General features: G+C 72.1%; 22 protein-coding genes. 2 read left to right on the top strand and 20 right to left on the bottom strand.

From position 1 onward, the window contains the following. Positions 1-4: 4 nt before the first annotated feature. On the bottom strand, positions 5-1210 hold the full coding sequence (locus ACWDEX_RS28660) for a M24 family metallopeptidase (protein ID WP_450467145.1): 1206 nt from the start codon (positions 1208-1210) through the stop codon (positions 5-7). Then, a complete protein-coding gene (asnB, locus tag ACWDEX_RS28655; RefSeq protein WP_450467144.1) occupies positions 1207-3045 on the bottom strand; it encodes an asparagine synthase (glutamine-hydrolyzing) in 1839 nt (612 codons plus the stop codon). Before asnB ends, ACWDEX_RS28660 begins: the two co-directional genes overlap by 4 nt. 233 nt (positions 3046-3278) lie before the next feature. Between asnB and ACWDEX_RS28650 the strand changes: the two genes are divergently transcribed. After that, on the top strand, positions 3279-4769 hold the full coding sequence (locus ACWDEX_RS28650) for an MFS transporter (RefSeq protein WP_450467143.1): 1491 nt from the start codon (positions 3279-3281) through the stop codon (positions 4767-4769). A 265-nt stretch (positions 4770-5034) separates the two neighbouring features. On the opposite strand, the gene ACWDEX_RS28645 is transcribed toward ACWDEX_RS28650, so the two are convergent. From ACWDEX_RS28645 to ACWDEX_RS28590, 12 genes are all read right to left on the bottom strand, one after another. After that, entirely contained in the window at positions 5035-5349 is a 315-nt protein-coding gene (locus ACWDEX_RS28645) for an antibiotic biosynthesis monooxygenase family protein (protein WP_450467141.1), read from the bottom strand. Then, a complete protein-coding gene (locus ACWDEX_RS28640) occupies positions 5346-7007 on the bottom strand; it encodes an FAD-dependent oxidoreductase (RefSeq protein WP_450467139.1) in 1662 nt (553 codons plus the stop codon). Before ACWDEX_RS28640 ends, ACWDEX_RS28645 begins: the two co-directional genes overlap by 4 nt. A 1-nt stretch (position 7008) precedes the next feature. Continuing rightward, the gene (locus ACWDEX_RS28635; protein ID WP_450467138.1) at positions 7009-7884 is read right to left on the bottom strand and encodes an NAD(P)-dependent oxidoreductase; all 876 of its coding nucleotides are present in this window, start codon (positions 7882-7884) and stop codon (positions 7009-7011) included. A gap of 94 nt (positions 7885-7978) precedes the next feature. Next, a complete protein-coding gene (locus ACWDEX_RS28630; protein ID WP_450467137.1) occupies positions 7979-8302 on the bottom strand; it encodes an antibiotic biosynthesis monooxygenase family protein in 324 nt (107 codons plus the stop codon). Next, on the bottom strand, positions 8292-8618 hold the full coding sequence (locus ACWDEX_RS28625) for an antibiotic biosynthesis monooxygenase family protein (protein ID WP_450467136.1): 327 nt from the start codon (positions 8616-8618) through the stop codon (positions 8292-8294). The genes ACWDEX_RS28630 and ACWDEX_RS28625 overlap by 11 nt, the downstream gene beginning before the upstream one ends. Further along, the gene (locus tag ACWDEX_RS28620) at positions 8618-9373 is read right to left on the bottom strand and encodes an SDR family NAD(P)-dependent oxidoreductase (protein ID WP_450467135.1); all 756 of its coding nucleotides are present in this window, start codon (positions 9371-9373) and stop codon (positions 8618-8620) included. The genes ACWDEX_RS28625 and ACWDEX_RS28620 overlap by 1 nt, the downstream gene beginning before the upstream one ends. Positions 9374-9430: 57 nt before the next feature. After that, positions 9431-9886, bottom strand: a complete 456-nt coding sequence (locus ACWDEX_RS28615; RefSeq protein ID WP_450467133.1) for an anthrone oxygenase family protein — start codon at positions 9884-9886, stop codon at positions 9431-9433. A gap of 10 nt (positions 9887-9896) precedes the next feature. Further along, positions 9897-10361, bottom strand: a complete 465-nt coding sequence (locus ACWDEX_RS28610; RefSeq protein ID WP_450467132.1) for an SRPBCC family protein — start codon at positions 10359-10361, stop codon at positions 9897-9899. 62 nt (positions 10362-10423) lie between these two features. After that, positions 10424-11644, bottom strand: coding sequence for a ketosynthase chain-length factor (locus tag ACWDEX_RS28605; protein WP_450467131.1), 1221 nt, complete (start codon positions 11642-11644; stop codon positions 10424-10426). Between the two features lie 2 nt (positions 11645-11646). Continuing rightward, positions 11647-12933: a beta-ketoacyl-[acyl-carrier-protein] synthase family protein gene (locus ACWDEX_RS28600; protein WP_450467129.1), complete on the bottom strand. Its 1287-nt coding sequence runs from the start codon at positions 12931-12933 to the stop codon at positions 11647-11649. Further along, positions 12930-13367, bottom strand: a complete 438-nt coding sequence (locus ACWDEX_RS28595; protein ID WP_450467127.1) for a cupin domain-containing protein — start codon at positions 13365-13367, stop codon at positions 12930-12932. Before ACWDEX_RS28595 ends, ACWDEX_RS28600 begins: the two co-directional genes overlap by 4 nt. Further along, positions 13364-13699 (bottom strand): TcmI family type II polyketide cyclase, encoded by a 336-nt coding sequence (locus ACWDEX_RS28590; protein ID WP_450467125.1) that lies wholly within the window; start codon positions 13697-13699, stop codon positions 13364-13366. Before ACWDEX_RS28590 ends, ACWDEX_RS28595 begins: the two co-directional genes overlap by 4 nt. A 175-nt stretch (positions 13700-13874) precedes the next feature. Here ACWDEX_RS28590 and ACWDEX_RS28585 point away from each other — a divergent pair, with 175 nt between their 5' ends. Beyond that, a complete protein-coding gene (locus tag ACWDEX_RS28585) occupies positions 13875-14258 on the top strand; it encodes a SchA/CurD-like domain-containing protein (RefSeq protein ID WP_450467123.1) in 384 nt (127 codons plus the stop codon). A 98-nt stretch (positions 14259-14356) separates the two neighbouring features. Here ACWDEX_RS28585 and ACWDEX_RS28580 read toward each other — a convergent pair whose 3' ends face one another. From ACWDEX_RS28580 to ACWDEX_RS28555, 6 genes are all read right to left on the bottom strand, one after another. After that, positions 14357-14809 (bottom strand): anthrone oxygenase family protein, encoded by a 453-nt coding sequence (locus ACWDEX_RS28580; RefSeq protein WP_450467121.1) that lies wholly within the window; start codon positions 14807-14809, stop codon positions 14357-14359. Then, positions 14806-15195: a SchA/CurD-like domain-containing protein gene (locus ACWDEX_RS28575; protein ID WP_450467120.1), complete on the bottom strand. Its 390-nt coding sequence runs from the start codon at positions 15193-15195 to the stop codon at positions 14806-14808. Before ACWDEX_RS28575 ends, ACWDEX_RS28580 begins: the two co-directional genes overlap by 4 nt. A gap of 1 nt (position 15196) precedes the next feature. Continuing rightward, entirely contained in the window at positions 15197-15937 is a 741-nt protein-coding gene (locus tag ACWDEX_RS28570; RefSeq protein WP_450467118.1) for an SDR family NAD(P)-dependent oxidoreductase, read from the bottom strand. Beyond that, the gene (locus ACWDEX_RS28565) at positions 15934-16194 is read right to left on the bottom strand and encodes an acyl carrier protein (RefSeq protein WP_450467169.1); all 261 of its coding nucleotides are present in this window, start codon (positions 16192-16194) and stop codon (positions 15934-15936) included. The genes ACWDEX_RS28570 and ACWDEX_RS28565 overlap by 4 nt, the downstream gene beginning before the upstream one ends. Before the next feature lie 142 nt (positions 16195-16336). After that, positions 16337-17167 carry an AfsR/SARP family transcriptional regulator gene (locus tag ACWDEX_RS28560; RefSeq protein WP_450467116.1) on the bottom strand — a complete coding sequence of 277 codons (831 nt, stop codon included), beginning with the start codon at positions 17165-17167 and terminating at the stop codon, positions 16337-16339. A gap of 28 nt (positions 17168-17195) precedes the next feature. Further along, positions 17196-17972, bottom strand: a complete 777-nt coding sequence (locus tag ACWDEX_RS28555) for a thioesterase II family protein (RefSeq protein WP_450467114.1) — start codon at positions 17970-17972, stop codon at positions 17196-17198. Positions 17973-18035: the final 63 nt, after the last annotated feature.

Genomic DNA, 18035 nt, shown 5'->3' with positions numbered 1-18035 from the left:
CTTCCTAGTCGATGACGATGAGCGAGCGGTCCAGCGTGGTCAGCAGCCGATTGCCGTCGGCGGAGACGAGGAACGGGTCCTCCACGTGGACGCCGCCCAGACCGAACTCGTAGTAGGGGGTCTCGGAGTTGACGACGGTGCCGTCCTCGATGACGTCCTGGTTCCCGGGCGTGATGAGGACAGGTTCGTAGATCTCCGCGCCGATGCCGTGGCCCACGTGATGCCGCCGGTAGTGCGGCACGCCCGCGGCCCGGACGGCCTCGACGGTGCGGGCGAACAGCTCGCCGCCGGTCATGCCGGGCTTGGCGTCCTCCAGGGCGGCCTGCTCGCCGGCCAGCATCGCCGCGTACACGGCGGACAGCCGGGCGGAGGGCTGGCCGAAGCTGGCGGTGCGGGCGATGTCGGACCAGTAGCCCTGGAAGGTGCAGCCCGCGTCGAACCAGATGGACTCGCCCCGGCGCAGCGGCCGGTCGGTCGGCCGGGTCTGCCCGAGCACGCCGTCCCGGCCGAACTTGATCAGCGTGAACCGGGGGCGGCCGCCGCCGCGGGCCACGGCGGTCTCGAACTCCCGCACCATGTCCCGCTCGGTGACGCCTTCGGCGGCGATGCCGAGGGCGGCCTTCACGCCGTCCTCGGCGAGGGCGGCGGCCCGGACGATCCGGTGCACCTCCGCCTCGCTCTTCACCTTCCGCACCTGCTGGAGCACGGCGGCCGCCGGGCGCAGGTCGCTGTCCGACAGGGCGGCGCCGAGCCGCTCCAGGAAACCGAGCGGGGCGGCGTTCTCGTCCACGCCGATCCGGGCCCCGGCCACACCGGCCTCGGTGAGGATCCGCACCAGGGCGCCCAGGGCGTCCGGCGCGGTGGCCACGTCGAGACCGACCTGCTGGAACCGCTCCTCGCGCTCGGTGAGTTCGAGCCCGTCGGGCAGCACCCGGTGGAACGTGCCGTACGCGACGACCCCGCTGAGGGCGGTGGTCGCGTCCAGGAACTGGTCGACGTCGCCGAGCGAGCTCGCGAAGTACGGGGCGTCCGGCCGTTGCCGGGTCACCACCGCCAGGGCGCGGCTCGCGTACGGGTGGTTCTGGCCGCCGACGCTGGAGATCCCGGTCAGGTACAGGACGTTCTCCGCCGAGGTGGCGACCAGGGCGTCGAGGCCCGCCTCGTCCATGTGGCGGGCGAGCCGCTGCGCGCGGGTGCTCCCGCCGGTCACAGGGCCAGCCTCACCCGGTAGTGGTCCAGCCACAGGTTGAGCTGGAGCATCAGCTCGATGTCGGCACGGGCCATCCGGTCCTTGGTGAGCCGCTCCAGGCCGGCGACGACCGCGGTGGCCGCCTTCACGTCCAGGATCTGGCGCACCGGCGCCTGAGGATCGGCGAGCACCGCCTTCATCGCCCGCTGCAGCCCGGCCGGGTAGTCGGGGTGGTTCGAGACCGGGGAGGCACTGCGGTGCCGGTTGAGCACGGACTCGGGCAGCAGGTCGGCGACGGCCGCGCGCAGGATGCCCTTCTCGATGCCGCGCCGGTTGTGCATCTCGTTGGGGATGTTGTACGCGTACTGCACCAGCTCCGGATGGTTGATCGGGGTGCGAAGCTGGAGGCCCGCCGCCGAGTAGGAGCCGGCGTCGATGCCGAAGCGGGTGTTCATGAGGTAGGCGACGCGGCGCATGTGCCGCTGCCACTCGTCCTCCTCCGGCAGGTACTCGACCTCGCCGACGGCGGTGTCGTACACATCGCGGTAGTACGTCTGGAAGTCGAGCGCGGCGAGCGCCTCCGCGTTGAACAGACCGGTACCGAAGCCGTTCTTGGCGCCGAACTTCTGGGCGAGCGCGACCCACGGGAAGGTGCCGGAGACCACCAGGTCCTTGTGCGTGAACCAGGTGGCGCCCTGGAAGTACTTGTCGCCGCCGTAGCCGGCGAACACCACCCGCCGGCCCTCCTGCGCGGCGGCCTGCACCGTCAGGTACTGCGCGGTGTCCATGTCGTACTGGCGGGTCGGGAAGTCCTTGGACTTCAACATCCCCACCCGCACGATCGGGTCGAGGATGTCCCCCGTCTCCAGCTCGAGCACGGTGTGGTCGGCGCCGATGTGGGTGGCGACCTCCTGCGCGAAGGGGGTGTCGTGGGTGCTACGCATCACGTCGGCCCTGAACTCGCTGCTGCGGAACTCGATCGTGAAGGCGCGCAGGCTGCCCTGCTGCGAGCGGGCCAGCGAGTCGGCCGCGAGGCCGGCCACGGCGGAGGAGTCGGCACCGCCGGACAGCATCACCAGGAGCTGCGAGGGGTCCTCGGTGAGGTTCTCCTCGACGCTGCGCGCGAGGATCTCGCGGACCTTGGCGACGGTGGTGTCGTAGTCGTCGGTGTGCGGTTGAGTGCTGATCGCCCAGTACTTGTGGCGGCGCAGCGTGCCATCGCGGCCCCAGCGGGCGATCTCGGCGGCGCCGACGCGGTCGAAGCCGGAGAAGATGCCGCCGTGCGGCAGCGCCTGGGAGACCGCCTCACGCAGACCGGCCGCGTCGACCACCGGGTCGACCTCGGGATGCGCGAGCAGCACCTTGCGCTCGGAGCCGAACACCATGCCGGTGGCCGTGCGGGTCCAGTACAGCGGCTGGCCGCCAAGGTGGTCGCGGGCGAGGACCATCTCCTCGCGCCGGCCGTCCCAGATCGCCACCGCCCAGGCGCCGTTGAGGCGCGGCAGGAAGTCGGCGCCCCACTCCCGGTAGGCGTACGCCACCAGGGCCGTCGGGCCCGCCGACGCGGGCAGTCGCACCCCGGCCGCGACCAGGCCGGCGCGGACCGCGTCGGTGCCGGTCGGCCAGCCGGTCACACAGGCGACGATGTCGTGCTCGCCGGCTCGCAGCACGTACGGCTGCTCGTCGGCCGCCCCGTCGATGTGCAGCAGCCGTACGCCGAGCGCGGCGTGCTCGCCTGTCCACACGGCCTCACCGTCCGGCCCGCGCTGCGCCAGGGTGGACGCCATGGCCGTCACCACCGGCCGATGCCTGCGGATGTCCCTATCGAAGTCGATCCAGCCAACGAGCCCGGACACACCGTCACCTCTCGTCTACGTCTGTCTGAGGAAGCCGAAGAAAGCCTGAAGAGTCCCCGGCAGGATCCGGTGGCACGGTCGCGCGGCGGACGCACCCGGCTTGAGGCCCGCTGGATACCGCAGGCCGCGGGTCCGGCCCCGAACGATCCTCGAGCCGTCCTCCGCGCGCGCCCGGGACAGTGCCGCAGACGTCGCCGCCGACGTCATCGTTCGTGGCTCTCGAGGAGGCGTACGTGACCACTCATCCGACCGTGCCGCGCAGCTCCTGGCTGGCGCTGAGCGCGGTCCTTCTCGCCGGGTTCCTGCACACCTTCGACGTGACCGTGGTGAGCATCGCCGCGCCGTCGATCCAGGACGGGCTCGGCGCGTCCGACACGGCCGTGCAGTGGCTGCTGGCCGGCTACAGTCTGCCCTTCGCGCTGCTGCTCGTGACGGCGGGACGGCTCGGCGACGCCTACGGGCGGCGGCCGCTGGTGCTGTGGGGCATCGTCGCGTTCACGGCCGCCTCGGCGCTGTGCGCCGCAGCCCCCGGCACCGGGGTGCTCATCACCGCGCGGGTGCTGCAGGGCCTGTCCGCCGCGCTGCTCGCGCCGCAGATCGCACCGGTGATCATCCTGCTGTTCCCGGAGAAGCGGCGCGGTGCGGCGTTCGGGGTGCAGGCGGCCACGATCGCCCTGGCCACGTGCAGCGGGCCGGTGCTCGGCGGACTGCTCGCGCACGCCGACCTGTTCGGGCTCGGCTGGCGGGCGGTGTTCCTGGTGAACCTGCCCGTCGGGGCGATCGCCCTGGTCTTCGCGGCCTGCTGGCTGCCGGCCGAACGGGGCGGGGCCGGCGGGGCAACCCGGGCCCCCCGGCTCGACCTGGCCGGCGTGGGCGTGGCCACCGCCGGTCTGCTGCTGCTCCTGGTGCCGCTGGTGGAGGCGCGCGAGACGGGCCGCCCGTGGCTTCTCCTTCCGCTGGCCCTGGTGGGTCTTGCGGTGCTCTCCGGGCTGGCGCCGCTGCAACGCCGGGCCGAGCGCGCCGGACGCACCCCACTGCTCACGCCCGACCTGTTCCGGGGGCGGGCCTTCCCGGCCGGCGCGACGGTGAACTTCCTGGTGATGGGCGCGGTCGCGTCCTTCTTCCTGGTGTACGTCGTCCATCTGCAGGACGGGCTCGGCTTCACCGCCAAGGAGACCGGCTTCACGCTGCTGCCGTTCGCGCTGTCCGCGGCATTCGCCTCGGGCGCGTCGGTGCCGCTCACGGGCAAGCTCGGGCGCTCCCTGCTCGAGACGGGCGCCCTGCTGATGACGCTCGGCACCGCCGTACTGCTGTGGCTGACGGTGGCCCAGGGCATCGCGCTCCGCCCGCTGCACATCCTGCCCGGCCTCATCCTCTGCGGCGCCGGCATGGGTCTGCTGAGCCCGCCGCTGTACAACATCACCCTCTCGGCGATGTCCCGCGGCGGCATCGGCTCGGCGAGCGGGGTCTTCTCCACGTTCGGCCAGGTCGGCAACGCGTTCGGAGTGGCCCTGGTGGGCACGGTGTTCTACGGCCTCGCCCAGGACACCGTCGGCTCGACATCGGCCGTGGGCTGGGCCCTCGGCTGCCAGCTGACGATGTACGTGGTGGCTCTGGTACTGCTCCGGTTCGGCCTCCCCCGTCCGGCGCGCCGCACCGCGGAGACTGCCGCGGCGAAGAAGCCCGCGCGGGAACCGGCGGTGCCGGAGACGGCGCCCCACTGAGCGCACCGCTCCTGCGCCCCGGCCACCGATCGGATCGGTGGCCGGGGCTCGTCGTGCCCTGGGCTCGCCGCCGGGAGGGCGAGCGAAGGGCACCGGCCACCAGGAGGGCGGGGTGCGGGGTGCCTCGTCGCGGGGGCAGGGTGCGCGGCCCGTGCAGGTGGGCACCGCCCAGGTTGCGGGTCGTCGGCAGCGCCTTCCGGGTACGGCCGAGGGCCCCGTACCGCCCGGTGCGGTACGGGGCCCTTCGTGGGTGGGGCGGCCGGTGTCAGGAGGCGGCCGCCATGGGGTCGATGTGGCGGACCACCTCCGTCACGTTCATCCCGCCGCCCCGGCGGTACGGACCGAGCCTGCGGCGGTGTTCCACATGCTGCGGGCTGAGCTCGAAGGCACGGAACCGCGGTTCGTCCGTCCAGTCGGTGAGGACCCAGTACACGCCCTCCTCCTCGGTGTCCCGCACCAGCGTCTGGCCCAGGTTGTCCGGCTCCCGGGAGATGGCCTCGCCCACCTCCTGCCATGTCCGCTCGAAGTCCGCCGCCTTCTCCGGGTGGATCTCCATCCGGAGGATCACCTTGTGGGTCACTGTTCCCTCTCCTCCGCTTCCCGTCCCAGAAGCCGTGCCAACACCCCGCGCAGCGTGTCCTCCGCGAAGATCGGCGCCTCCGCGCAGCGCCAGGCGGCGACTCCGTCCGGCCGTACCAGGACCGCGCCCTGCGCCGTCACCCCGTACAGCTCCGGCCAGCGGTCGTCGACGTCGACGAGCTCTGCGCCGATCCCGTACACCGCGAGCGGCACGCCCAGGTCGTGCGAGACCACCCGAGCCGCCTCCTGCCAGGGGCGGTTGTCGGGCCCGGTCAGCAGTACCGGTCCGTCGCCGAACAGGTCCAGGACGGACAGTTCGGCGCCGCCCCGGCGCACCCGCAGGTGCGGGGCCCGGCCGCCCGGCCGACCGTCGTTCTCGGCGGACCAGACGCCGTAGCCGGGTAGCACGCCCTCGTCCCAGGAGGTCACGGCCGAGGAGCGGTAGCGCCAGGACAGCCATACCTGGGCGTCCTCGACGATGCCCGGGTGAGTGGGTGGCCGCTCCCCCGGTCGCTCGGTGAGCCGCGGCCGGTCCTGGCTGCGCAGGACGGCCTGTTCGACGGTGGCCTCGCAGATGGGCCGGCGCTCCTCGTCGTAGCTGTCGAGCAGCGTCTCCCCCGCCCAGCCGTCGAGGACAGCGGCCAGCTTCCAGGCCAGGTTGTGCGCGTCCTGGATGCCCGTGCTGGAGCCGAAGCCGCCGCTGGGCGGCATCACATGGGCGGCGTCCCCGACCAGGAACACCCGCCCGTCGCGGAACCGGCCCGCGGTGCGGGCCGCGCCCTCCCACGGGGAGACGGAGCGGAACTCCGGCTCCAGGTCCGGCACCCCGGTGGCGGCCCGCACCAGGGCGGTGCAGCGCTCCTCGGTGAACGACCCGAGCTCTGTGTCCTCCGGGTCGTACGCCACGTGCAGCAGCCACTCGGAGGCGTTGTCCAGCGGCATCAGGGCGCCGCGCATCTCGTCGTTGACCGTGTAGCACATGAGGAACCGACGGCCCCCGAGCGCTTCGGTGAGGTCGGCGGAGAAGTGGATGTTGACGTAGTGCCCGAGAGTCTCGCCGCCGAAGGGGATGCCGAGGGTGTGCCGGATGTCGCTGTGGGCGCCGTCGGCGGCGACGAGATAGCGGGCCTTGAGGGTGCGCTCGGCGCCGGTGGTCCGGTCCCGGACCTCGGCGGTGATCCCGTCGTCGTCCTGGCCGAAGGAGACCAGTTCGGTGTCGAACCGCAGGGCGACGCCGAGGCGTTCGGCGCGGCCGCGCAGCACGTCCTCCAGCTCGCCCTGGTGGCACAGACACCAGCCGGTCGGGGACAGCAGGCCGATGTCTGCGCCCACGTCCATGACGTACTTCTCGTCGAGGACGCCCAGTTCGGGGCCTGCCAGAGAATCGGCCGCGATCACGCCGGAGTTGCCGGCGAGCCTCCGAGCCGAGGGCGTCGCACGCAGCTCGTCCTCGACGCCGGCGGCGCGCAGCAGTTCCATCGCCCGTGGATGGACCCCACGGGCGCGGGGGTGTCCGGACAGTTCGGGTCGCCGCTCCACCAGCAGGCAGTCCACGCCCGACTGGGCCAGGAAGACGGCTGTGGAGAGGCCCGCGAGCCCTCCGCCCACCACCAGGACGTCGGTGTTCCGAAGCGTGCTCCGGGTCGTGCTCAGGACCATGTCACCCTCCTTGCCTCGGTTGGTGTTCAACGAGCACGGACGCGTCCTTGTCGCCGTCGCCGGCCGCGAGGACCTCGGCGAACCGCTCGCGGACAACGCCGAGGACGGGCATCGCGGCGCCCTGTTCGGCCGCGGCCTCCAGGGCGATCCGGATGTCCTTCTCCATCAGCTCGGAGCGGAAGAAGGCCGGCTCGTAGCTCCGCTTGAGCATCAGGTCGGCGCGGAAGCGCATGACGAGCGAGCTGAAGCCGCTGGCGGCGACGACACCGATGAGCTGGTCGCGGTCGAGGCCGGCCGCGGTGCCATACGCGACGGACTCGGCGAGGGCCGCGACCTGGGCGCCGAGCAGAAGGTTCAGGATCAGCTTGAGGCTGGTCGCGGCCCCGGGGACGCCCACGTGGACGACCTCGCTGCCGATGGCCTCGAGGACCGGACGCACTTCCTCCAGGTCCTCGGTCGCGCCGGACACGAACACCCGCAGCTCGCCCTTGCGGGCCTGCAGCGGGTTGCCGACGACACAGGCCTCCACCCGGCGCAGGCCCTTGTCCGCGAGGCGGGCGGCCGCCTCGCGGGCGAAGCCCGGGGACACGGTGGAGGTGTCCACGATGACGCTGCCGGGCGCGAGCACCGGCACCACCCGGTCGAACAGAATCTCCTCGACGGCGTTCTCGTCGCTGAGGCTGAGCAGTACCACGTGGTGGCCCTCCGCCGCGCGCTCGGGGGCATCGGCGAGCGTGGCGCCCGCCTCGACGAGCGGGGCGGCCTTGCGCGCGGTCCGGTTGAAGACGGTCAGCGTGTAGCCGGTCTCCAGCAGCCGATGGGCCATGCCGCCGCCCATGCTGCCGAGGCCGATGAACGCCAACTGACGCTGTGCCATGGTGAGTTCTCTTCTCTTCCGTTCACTGGGCGGATGGTCTCGGGACGTGAGGGCGCCGGGGTGCCAGGACACACAGGCGGTGCCCGCAGTGCGCTCAGTACGCGGCGTCCACTTCGTAGACGGCGAAGGGGACACCGGTACGGGTGTCACGGAAGGGCCGCAGGGGGGCGGTGTCCTGGCGGTGGTCGGCGCCCGCCTCCCACGCCAGGAAGGCCTGCATGGACTCCCAGCGGCTCATCACGGCGAGCGCGGTCGGGTCGGCGGGGCTGCGCAGCAGCTCGTTGCCGAGCATCCCGGGCACCCCCGCCAGACGCTCGCTCACCCGGTGGTACGCCGCGCGGACCTGGGCGAGCTGCTCGTCGTCGTACGCGGCCTGGTAGACCACGACCCGGACCTGGCCCCCGGTCTCACCGGGCATCGGTGGCCGCCCTGCCCTCGATGCCGTGCAGCACCTCCATGACGTGGAAGGTGCCGCCTTTGCGGAACGGGTGCAGGGTGGCCCGGTGCTCCAGGTGCGCCGGGCTGTCCTCGAACGCCCGGAACCGCGGCTCGTCCACCCAGTCGCTGACGATGACGTACGTGCTGCCGGGGCCCTCGCCCGCCTCGCGGGACAGCGACTGGCCCAGGTTGGCGGGGTGGCCGGTGACCGCCTCGGTGCCCGCCAGCCAGGCCTTCTCGAAGTCGGCCTCCTTGCCGGGCTCGATCTCCATGCGGAGCATCACGCGGAAGCTCATCAGGAGATCCCCCCGTCGACGCCGATGGTGTTGCCGGTGACGTAGCGGGAGAGGTCGCTGGCCAGCCACAGCACCGCGCCGGCCACCTCGTCCGGGGTGCCCAGCCGGCCGAGGGCGGTCTTGGCGCCGTAGCGCTCGGCCATCAGCTTCTGCTGTTCCTCGGGCATGTTGTGGAAGTTCTCGGTCTCTATGACACCGAGCGCGAGGATGTTGAAGCGAATGCCCTGCGGGCCGAACTCCTTGGCCAGGGAGCGGTTCAGGCCGGCGATGGCGGCCTTGGTGGCGGTGTAGTGGGCGCGCAGCGGTATGCCGGCCTCGACGGCGCGGGAGCCGATCGACACCACCGAGGAGCCCTCGCCGAGCAGCGGCAGCGCGTGCTGGACGACGAGGTGGGCGCCGGTGACGTTGGTGTCGAAGATGCGCTGCCACTCCTCCAGCGGGAGCTCCGCGTACGGGATGTGGCTGATCGCGCCGGCGTTGTTGACGAGCAGGTCGAGCCGGTCGCCGTGCAGCTCGCGCACCCGGGTGAGCAGGCTCGCGATCTCCTCGGGCTTGGACAGGTCGGCGCGCAGCACGTGGTGGTCGCCGCCGATCTCCTTCAACTCGTGCTCGAGGGAGGCGACGAACTCGCTGTCGCGCTGGTAGCAGGTGACGACGTCGACGCCGGCGCGGGCGAGCGCCAGGACGACGCCCCGGCCGACACCGCGGGTGCCGCCGGTGACGAGGGCCTTCTTGCCCTTGAGGCCGAGATCCATGGGTGTTCCTCCGTTGACAGCAGTGGGAAGGTCGGAGCGATCGGAGCGGTCGAGCGGTCAGAGCAGGAAGCCGAGCGCGGCGCAGTTGGCGACGAGCGCCACGATCGTGAGCAGGCTGCGGCGGCGGTTCCAGGCGCCCCACGAGCCGCGCGGGTCCTGGAAGTCCTCCGGCAGGTTCTCCGGGTCGATGGTCCGCATCCACCGGTTGACCGGGGCGTTCTTGGTGAGCGAGATCCCCGCGGTGGCCGCGGCGAGCACACCCGCCACGGCGAACAGGGTCCGCGCCGCCGTGTCGGCGGCCCCGATCGCGAGCACGACGTCCAGGACGAAGGTGCCGACCAGGCAGATCGGCATCGCCGGGTCGTAGCGCTGCCCGAAGAACGCGTGGGCGTGCACGTAGCGGTCGGTGGGCAGCGAGGCGAGATAGGGGAAGCCGCCGAGCTGGGTACCGAACAGGACTCCGGCAGCGAGGCCGTTGAGCAGCAGCAGGAGGGGGGCGAGAAGATTCAGCACGGGTGGCTCCTCAGCGGGCGCCGGCCCGGGCCACGGCCTCGACCCGCTCCTTGATGAGATTCATCTGCACCTTGGTGTTGACGTTCAGGTGCTCGGTCATCGCCCCGTCGGTGGCCGGGGCCTGCGGCTTCATGTGGAAGTCCTGGACCCAGCGCATGCGCACGCCGCCGCCGGGTTCCTCGGTGTACTCCCAGAAGATGTTCATGTACTCGAAGGGGCCGGTCTCCACGCGCTCGGCGCGCACTGTGCGGGTGGCCGGGTCGCCGGTCCGCTTGGAGACCCAGCTCCAGACGTTGCCGTCCTCGTCCGGATGCATGGTGAGGCGGAAGACGATCGTGTCGCCGTCGCGCTCGAGCACCTCGGCGGAGGCGTACTCGCTGAAGAGGTCAGGCCAGTTGGGGACGTCGTTGGTGATCTCCCAGACCACGTCCATGGGGGCGTCGATGACGATGTGGTTGTCGGTGTGTCCAGCCATGGGAACTCCGTAGGTCGTCTGCGGGGCGTCCGGACGACGTCCGCAGGTCGTCGCAGCAGGGATCAGCGGCCGAGCACCAGGGCCGAGGTGAAACCGCCGTGGCCGCGCGCCAGGACCAGCGCGTGCGACAGCGACAGCTCCCGTGGGGCCGCGGTGACCAGGTCGATGTCCAGGCCCGGGGCGAGCGCCTGAACGTGCGGGGTGTGCGGGATGACACCCTCGCGCAGCGCGAGCAGTGCGGTGGCCACGTCAAGTGGCGCGCCGCCGCCGTACAGCCGGCCGGTGAGCGTCTTCGGTGCGGTGACCGGGACGCCGTTCGGGCCGAAGACGGCGGTGACGGCCGCCGCCTCGTCGCGGTCGTCGGCCGCCACTCCGGCGGCGTCGGCGAAGACGACGTCGATGTCGGCGGGGGTGAGCCCGGCGTCGGCGATCGCCTGTTCGGCGGTGCGGCGCAGGGCGCGCGGCCGGCCGGACTCGGGCGCCGGGTCGAAGCCCGCGGCGTAGCCGAGGACCCGCCCGTAGCCGGTGCCTATGCCGCGCTCGGCGGCAGCCTCGGCGCTCTCCAGAACGAGGATCGCCCCGCCTTCGCCAGGCAGGTAGCCCGCAGCCTCGGTGGTGAAGGGCAGATACGCCCGCTCCGGGTCCTGGACGGTGGACAGCCGGCCGGTGCTGAGCTGGGCCGTCAGGCCGTACGGGCACAGCGAGGCGTCGGTACCGCCGGTGACCACGAGCCGGGAGCCGCGCCGCACCAGGCGGCGGGCCTGCCCGATGGCATCGAGGCCGCCGGCCTGCTCGCAGGCCAACACCCCGCACGGGCCGCGCATCTTGTGCCGGATGGAGAGCTGACCGGTGGTGGCCGCGTAGAACCAGGCGATGGACTGGTAGGCGCCCACCCAGCTCGGGTCGTTCTGGTAGAGCGCGGTCATCTCCTTCTGACCGAACTCGGTGCCGCCGGAGGACGATGAGGTCACGACGGCCATCTCGTACTCGGGTACGGCGGTGAGGTCGACGCCGGAGTCGGCGAGGGCGGCCTCGCCGGCGGCCAGCGCCAAGTGCGTCCAGTGGTCGGTCTGGACGATCAGCCGGCCCGGGACCTGCTGGCCGGCCTCGAAGCCCGGTACCTGCCCGGCGTGGCGCACCGGGTAGGGGGTCGGGTCGAAGCGGGCGATGCGCCCGATGCCCGACTTGCCGGCCAGCACCGAGGCCCAGTGGTCCTCGATGCCGATGCCGGTGGGCGCGTAGATGCCGAGGCCCGTGATGACGGGCGCGGTCGAGGTGCTCATGGTCACTCCCCCCGTCCCGCGGCGGCCGCGGCGGTGCCGGGTCGCGCGAGGACCATCGCGCTCTGGAAGCCGCCGAAGCCGCTGCCGACCGTGAGAACCACGTCCATGGCGTGCTCCCGCGCGGTGATCGGCACGTAGTCCAGGTCGCAGAGCGGGTCCTTGGTCTTCAGGTTGGCCGTCGGCGGCACGACCTGCCGGTCGAGAGCGAGGGCGCAGGCCGCGACCTCGATGGAGCCGATCGCGCCGAGCGAGTGGCCGACCATGGACTTGATCGAGCTGACCGGGATGTCGTACGCGTGCTCTCCCAGGCTGCGTTTGAACGCGGCCGTCTCGTGGCGGTCGTTCTGCTTGGTGCCGGAGCCGTGCGCGTTGATGTAGTCGACGGCGGTCGGGTCCAGGCGGGCCTGGTCGAGCGCGACGCCGATGGCCTCGGCCATCTCGCGGCCGTCGGGCTTCAGACCGGTCATGTGGTACGCGTTGCTGCGGCCGGCGAAGCCCACGATCTCGGCGTAGATGCGGGCCCCGCGGGCGATCGCGGCCTCGCGCTCCTCGATCACCATGACGGACGAGCCCTCGCCGAGCACGAAGCCGTCGCGGCCCCCGTCGAAGGGACGGGAGGCGTGCTCCGGATCGGCGTTGTTCGGCGTGGTCGCCTTGATCGCGTCGAAGCAGGCCGAGGTGATCGGGGAGATCGGGGCGTCGGTGGCGCCGGCGATGACGACGTCGGCCGTGCCCTCCTCGATCAGTTGCACCGCGTGCCCGATGGAGTCGAGACCCGAGGTGCAGCCGGTGGAGACCAGGGCGACCGGTCCCTCGGCCCCGGCCTCCCAGGCGACCTCCACCGCGAGGGTGGAGGGCACCATGTAGCCGTACAGGTGGGGCACGCCGTACTCGTGGTCGACGAGCCACTTGCGGCCGCTGTCGGAGAGGGTGACGTACTCCTCCTCCAGGCCCATGGTGCAACCGACGGCGCTGCCCAGGGAGACCGCGACCCGCCCGGGGTCGACGGCCGGCAGCTCGATGCCGCTGTCCGCGATCGCTTCCCGGGCGGAGACCACGGCGAACTGGGCGGCCCGGTCCATGCGGCGGACCTGCCGGGGCGTGAGGCCGGCGACCGCCGGGTCGAAGTCCACCTCGGCGGCGACCTGCGAGCGGAACGCCGCCGGATCGAACAGGGAGATGCGCCGGGTCGCGGTCCGTCCCTCGGACAGCGTTCCCCAGAAGGCCTCCCGGCCCACGCCACCCGGCACGACGGCGCCGATGCCGGTGATGACGGCGCGTCGGGTCACCGGGCACCACCGACGTCGGGGTTGGCCCGGTCGGGGTGCTGGGCCTGCTCGGTGTCGACGTGGCCGAACTCGGGGCGCGGCGCGAGCGGCGACAGATGGAAGGCGCACCGGGCGGTGATCTCACCGGTGTTGACCAGGCGGTGGCGAACGCCGATCGGCACGCACAGGGAGTCGCCGGGGGCGAGCGCCACGACCTCGCGGCCGTCCAGGGTCATCTCCAGGGTGCCCTCGACGACGTGCAGGAACTCCTCCGAGTACGGGTGGTAGTGCTCGGTGATGTAGTCACCGGGCTCCATGGTCAGCGTGCCGCCGAAGCCGGAGGTGCAGCCGACCGTCTTGGGGCTGAGCGTGACGCGGATGTCGCCGCCGCGCTTGGTGTTGGCCTCGACGTCGTCGACGGCCACCTTCACGTTGCGGGTGATGGCGGTGGTCACTTGATCCGTCCTCCGTCCTTGGTCCAGATGTAGAAGGGCTCGGCCATGGCGTCCTTCGGCTCCTGCCAGTTGGGGTCGTAGGGCTCCACGCACTGGGCGAGCCGGGTGTTGATGTCGTCGTAGAGCGGGTGGCTGCGAGCCCGGTAGAGGTTGGTGCCGATGTCCTGCTCGGCCTCGACCAGGTGGAAGTACAGGCCGTGGAACTTGAAGAGGGTGCGGCGATCGACGCCGATCATGTGCGGCAGGTCGGTCGAGTCGGAGTCCTCGAAGATCCTGGCGATGTCGTCGGTCTTCTCCGGCCGGAGCTTCGCGACGATCAGAGTGCGGTGCACGTGGCGCCTCCCAACGGGTCGGTGGTCGCAACGGAAGGTCGCACCGCGGTCTGGAGCGCCGCTCGAAGAACTGTCCAGTGAGGGTGCTTCGAGCGGGACCCGAGGCAGGACGGTTGTGCTGGGCGCCGCGGACCGTCGGTCCACCCGAGAAGTCACCCGAGAAGGGGCAGAGCGCATGCCGTTCGCAGCCATCACATACGACATCAAGCCGGGCTACGAGAAGGAGCTCACCGAGATCTTCGGCAACTTCCGGCGGGTCAAGGGCAGCCGGGTCGAGAACGCCGCCGGTCAGGAGGCCGGCACGATCCTGGCCACCGCGGTCTTCCTGCGCGACGACACACTGGTCCGGGTCATCGAGTACACCGGCGACCTGGAGGCCGTGGCCCGGCACATGGCGATGCAGCCGGGCGTGCGCGAGGTCGAGCAGAAGCTGAAGCCGTATCTGACCAAGCCGCGCGACACGGACACGGTCGAGGGCTTCGTGGCCACGTTCCGGCGCAGCCTGCTGAACACCGTCGCCCAGATCTCGGCGCGGGACGTCCCGACAGCCGCTGCCTAGCAGTTGCTCTCCGGCCGGGTGAACAGCCCGGGGACGCACATGAGGGCGCGGGGCACGGTCCGAAGACCGTGCCCCGCGCCCTCATGTGCGGGCGGCGCTCACATCGCCGTCACCGCGGCTGCGTTGGCCGCCAGGGCCAGCACGGACAGGGTCGTCCGCAGATAGTGGAAGCGGCGCCACAGCGGACGGGGGTCCTCCCAGTCCGCCGGGATGACGGCCGGGTCGGTGATCGCCTTGACCCGACGATTGATCGGTACGTTGCACAGGTGGGACACCCCGGACACACTCAGCATCAGCACCGCGGCCACCACGAACAGCGGCCGCGCGGCGCTGTCGGCGACCACCGCCAACGCCACGTCGACCAGCATGCTGCTCAGCACGATGACCGGCATGGTGGGGTCCCAGTTCCGGCCGAGCAGCTTGTGCGCGTACACATAGGTGCCGGTCTCCATCGCGAAGAGCGCGGGCAGCACGCTCAGCGCGACGGCGAACAGCACTCCGGCGGTGAGACCGCTGCCGAGCAGGGCCGCGACGGCCAGCACGTCGGTCATGACGCCGAGGCCCCCGCGGGGTGGGTGTCCACGGTCAGCTGGGCCACGGTGCGCATGGTGGCGTCGCGGAAGTACGCGGCGAACGCCTGCGGCGAGCTGGTGTCGCGCTCCTCGGCGAGGTACGGCGCCAACGCGTCCTCCGCGGAGTGCACGCCCTGCTGGGCGGCCATGTGCCGGCCGATGGCCGCGAAGTCGCCCTCGTAGTGGATGACCCGGACGACGATGTCGTCCTTGACGAACACCGCCGTGCCGAGCAGCCGGCCGGCCTGCTCGCCGTCGGTGCCCGTGAAGTTCGGGGTGTCGACCCGTTGGAAGTTGCCGAAGATCTCGGCGATCTCGTCCTCGTACCCGGGCTTGACCCGGTAGGTGATGGCTGCGTACGGCATTTCAGATCCCTCCGTCGACTTCGATGGTGGTGCCGGTGACGTAGGCAGCCGACGCCCCGGCGAGGTACAGCACCGCGCCCGCCACGTCCTCCGGGCGGCCGAGCCGCCCGAGCGCGGTGAGGCCGGCCAGCTTCTCGGCCAGCTGCGGCGGCAGTCCGGCGCCCGGCTCGGTCTCGGTCACGCCGGGCGCTACCAGGTTGACCCGGATGCCCCGCGGGCCGAGTTCCTTGGCGAGCGCCCGGGTGAAGCCGATCAGGGCCGCCTTGGAGGTGGTGTAGTGGACGCCGAGGGGGCGGCCGCGCAGCGCCACGGAGGCGCCGATGTTGACCACGGACGCACCCTCGGCCAGCGCGCCGAGCAGGGTCTGGGTGACCAGGTACACGGACGTGGTGTTGTGGTCGAGCACTCGGCGCCACTCGGCGTCGGAGAGCTGCCCGAAGGGCGTGTGCCCGTCGACACCCAGGTTGTTCACCAGGACATCGAGACCGCCGCCGCCGAAACGGCCGGTGACCGCGCGGGCGAGCGTCTCGGCGCCCTCGCGGGTGGTCAGATCGGCCTGGACGGTCTCGAAGTCGGCGCCGAGCGCGTCCAGTTCGACGCCGAGTGCCTTGGCGGCCTCGCCGTCGTGGCCGTAGGAGACGACGAGCCGGGCACCGGCCCGGGCGAAGGCGAGTGCCGTCGCCCGGCCGATGCCCTTGGTCCCGCCGGTCACCACGACCCGCTGTGCGGTGGGAGAGGTCACCGGACCGCCCCGGCGCGCGGCGCGACGCTGATCATCTGCAGCAGCATCCGCGGGGTCTCGGCCTCGCTGACGGCGTCGTCGTCGAGCACGATGCCGTGGCGACGGTTGATCACGCTCGTCACCTGGAGCAGGGCGAGGGAGTCGTAGCCGAACTCCAGGAACGGGGTGTCGAGGGCCTCCTCGCCCTCCAGTGCCATGCCCTCCTCCGGGGCACCGACGCATTCGAGCAGCAGCTCGCCGAGTTCGGACAGGGTCATGTCGCTCACGATGCTTCCTCTCACTTCCTTGACGGGTGGGTCGCTTGACGGGTCGGTTCGCTTGACGGGTCGGCCGGCCGACGAGTCCGTCGGTTTTCGACGGACCCGTCGGTTCGAGGGGCCGGTCGGCCCGCTCGACGGGTCAGTTGGCCCGCGCCAGCAGGGGGCCGCCGGCGTGCGACGGCGTGTCCAGATCGAGCTGCGGCGAGGAGTCGAGCACCGCGCGGTGCAGTTGCTCGACGCTGGACGAGGGGTCGAGTCCGAGGGTCTGGTTCAGGCAGCGGCGCAGCTGCCGGTAGACCGTCAGGGCGTCGCTGCGGCGGCCCACCCGGTAGAGCGCGAGCATCAGTTGCTCGTGCATCGCCTCGTGCAGCGGGTGCCGCGAGGTGAGTCCGGAGAGCTCGCCGACGAGTTCATGATGACGGCCGAGCCTCAGGTCCGCCTCGATCCGGCGCTGAAGGACGCTCATCCGCGACTCGTCGAGCCGGGTGGCCTCCACCTCGAGCAGTGGGCCGCATTGCACGTCGGCGAGCGCGTGGCCGTGCCACAGCGACAGCGCCCGGCCGAGGAACGAGGACGCCTCGGCCCAGTCGCCGTGGTCCAGGGCACGGTGACCGGCCGAGGACAGCGCGTCGAACTCGTGCGCGTCCAGGAGGCCGCCGTGCACGTCGAGCCGGTAGCCGCCGGACTCGGTGACAAGGATGCTCTTGGCGCCGTTCGGCAGTCCGGCGCCGTTGCCGTCGATCGCGGCCGCGATGGCGTTGCGGATCTGCAGGACGTAGGTCTGCAGGGTGGTCTGCACACTGCGCGGTGGGCTCTCGCCCCAGACTTCCTCCACCAGCGAGGACACCGAGACGACCTGGCCCGCCTGGAGGGCGAGCAGCGCGAAGACCTTGCGCGGTTTGACGGCAGTGAGGTGCACGGGCACCCCGGACAGGGTGGCCCGGAACGGGCCGAGCACGCTGATGTCCATGCGCGTGGATCTCCTTCGGGTTGCGGGATCAGCCGGCCGGATACGGCGTCACGTCGGACGTCGCCGCCTCGCAGCGCAGCGCCTCGCCGACGGCGCGGGGCACTTCCCGGCCGCGGACGAAGAAGTGCGTGCCAAGGACGGTCCGGAACGTGAACCGGGCCGTGGTGCAGTGCTCCCAGCCGCGGACCTCAGTGGTGGAGACCAGCGGATCGACCTCCGAGGCGTAGGCCGCGACAGGGCTGGGCAGCGGGGTCATGGGGGTGGAGCGCAGGCTCTGCGCGAGCGTCAGGTCGGCGCGCAGTGTGGCGAGGGTGCCGTGCAGCCAGGCGAGCCGGTTCCGCAGGGCGGCCGGGATGCTCTCGTGGTCGCCGAGGTGCCGGATCAGCTCCTCGTCGGGCAGTCCGGGCGTCAGCAGCGCGTCCACCAGGAGCGACGGCAGCTGCGGCGGGGAGCAGGCGCCGACCGCGAGGAGCTCCGGCGGCCGCTGCCCGGTGCGCACCCGGTGTTCGGCGAACCGGTAGGCGACCAGGGCGCCGAGGCTGTGCCCGTAGAAGGCGTACGGCTCGTCGAGCAGCGGTGCGAGGTCCGCGTCGAGCTCCTCGATCAGCCGGGCGCCGTCGGTGATCCGGGGTTCCTTGCGCCGGGACTCCCGGCCGGGCAGCCGCACGGGCAGTACGGAGACCCCGGGGCCGACCCGCCGACTCCAGCCGGCGAAGCTCATGGCGCCGCCGCCGGCGTGGTGGAAGCAGAACAGCCGGATGCCGTCGACGCCGCACACCGGCCGGACCGCGAGATAGCGCTGCACCCCAATCCCCCTTCGCTCCGCACCTTTTCGGTCAGATGCGCGATCCGAGCGTCACCGCAGGGC

The organism is Streptomyces sp. NPDC001020 (assembly GCF_053599115.1).
The sequence above is the reverse complement of the archived record's forward strand: the minus strand, read 5'-3'. Positions and strand labels throughout refer to the sequence as shown.

Bases quoted from the DNA above. Each gene is read 5' to 3' on its own strand.
- ACWDEX_RS28640 (WP_450467139.1), bottom strand. From the start codon at position 7,007: ATGGTCCTGAGCACGACCCGGAGCACGCTTCGGAACACCGACGTCCTG.
- ACWDEX_RS28635 (WP_450467138.1), bottom strand. From the start codon at position 7,884: ATGGCACAGCGTCAGTTGGCGTTCATCGGCCTCGGCAGCATGGGCGGC.
- ACWDEX_RS28630 (WP_450467137.1), bottom strand. From the start codon at position 8,302: ATGCCCGGTGAGACCGGGGGCCAGGTCCGGGTCGTGGTCTACCAGGCC.
- ACWDEX_RS28625 (WP_450467136.1), bottom strand. From the start codon at position 8,618: ATGAGCTTCCGCGTGATGCTCCGCATGGAGATCGAGCCCGGCAAGGAG.
- ACWDEX_RS28620 (WP_450467135.1), bottom strand. From the start codon at position 9,373: ATGGATCTCGGCCTCAAGGGCAAGAAGGCCCTCGTCACCGGCGGCACC.
- ACWDEX_RS28610 (WP_450467132.1), bottom strand. From the start codon at position 10,361: ATGGCTGGACACACCGACAACCACATCGTCATCGACGCCCCCATGGAC.
- ACWDEX_RS28605 (WP_450467131.1), bottom strand. From the start codon at position 11,644: ATGAGCACCTCGACCGCGCCCGTCATCACGGGCCTCGGCATCTACGCG.
- ACWDEX_RS28585 (WP_450467123.1), top strand. From the start codon at position 13,875: ATGCCGTTCGCAGCCATCACATACGACATCAAGCCGGGCTACGAGAAG.
- ACWDEX_RS28580 (WP_450467121.1), bottom strand. From the start codon at position 14,809: ATGACCGACGTGCTGGCCGTCGCGGCCCTGCTCGGCAGCGGTCTCACC.
- ACWDEX_RS28575 (WP_450467120.1), bottom strand. From the start codon at position 15,195: ATGCCGTACGCAGCCATCACCTACCGGGTCAAGCCCGGGTACGAGGAC.
- ACWDEX_RS28565 (WP_450467169.1), bottom strand. From the start codon at position 16,194: ATGACCCTGTCCGAACTCGGCGAGCTGCTGCTCGAATGCGTCGGTGCC.
- ACWDEX_RS28560 (WP_450467116.1), bottom strand. From the start codon at position 17,167: ATGGACATCAGCGTGCTCGGCCCGTTCCGGGCCACCCTGTCCGGGGTG.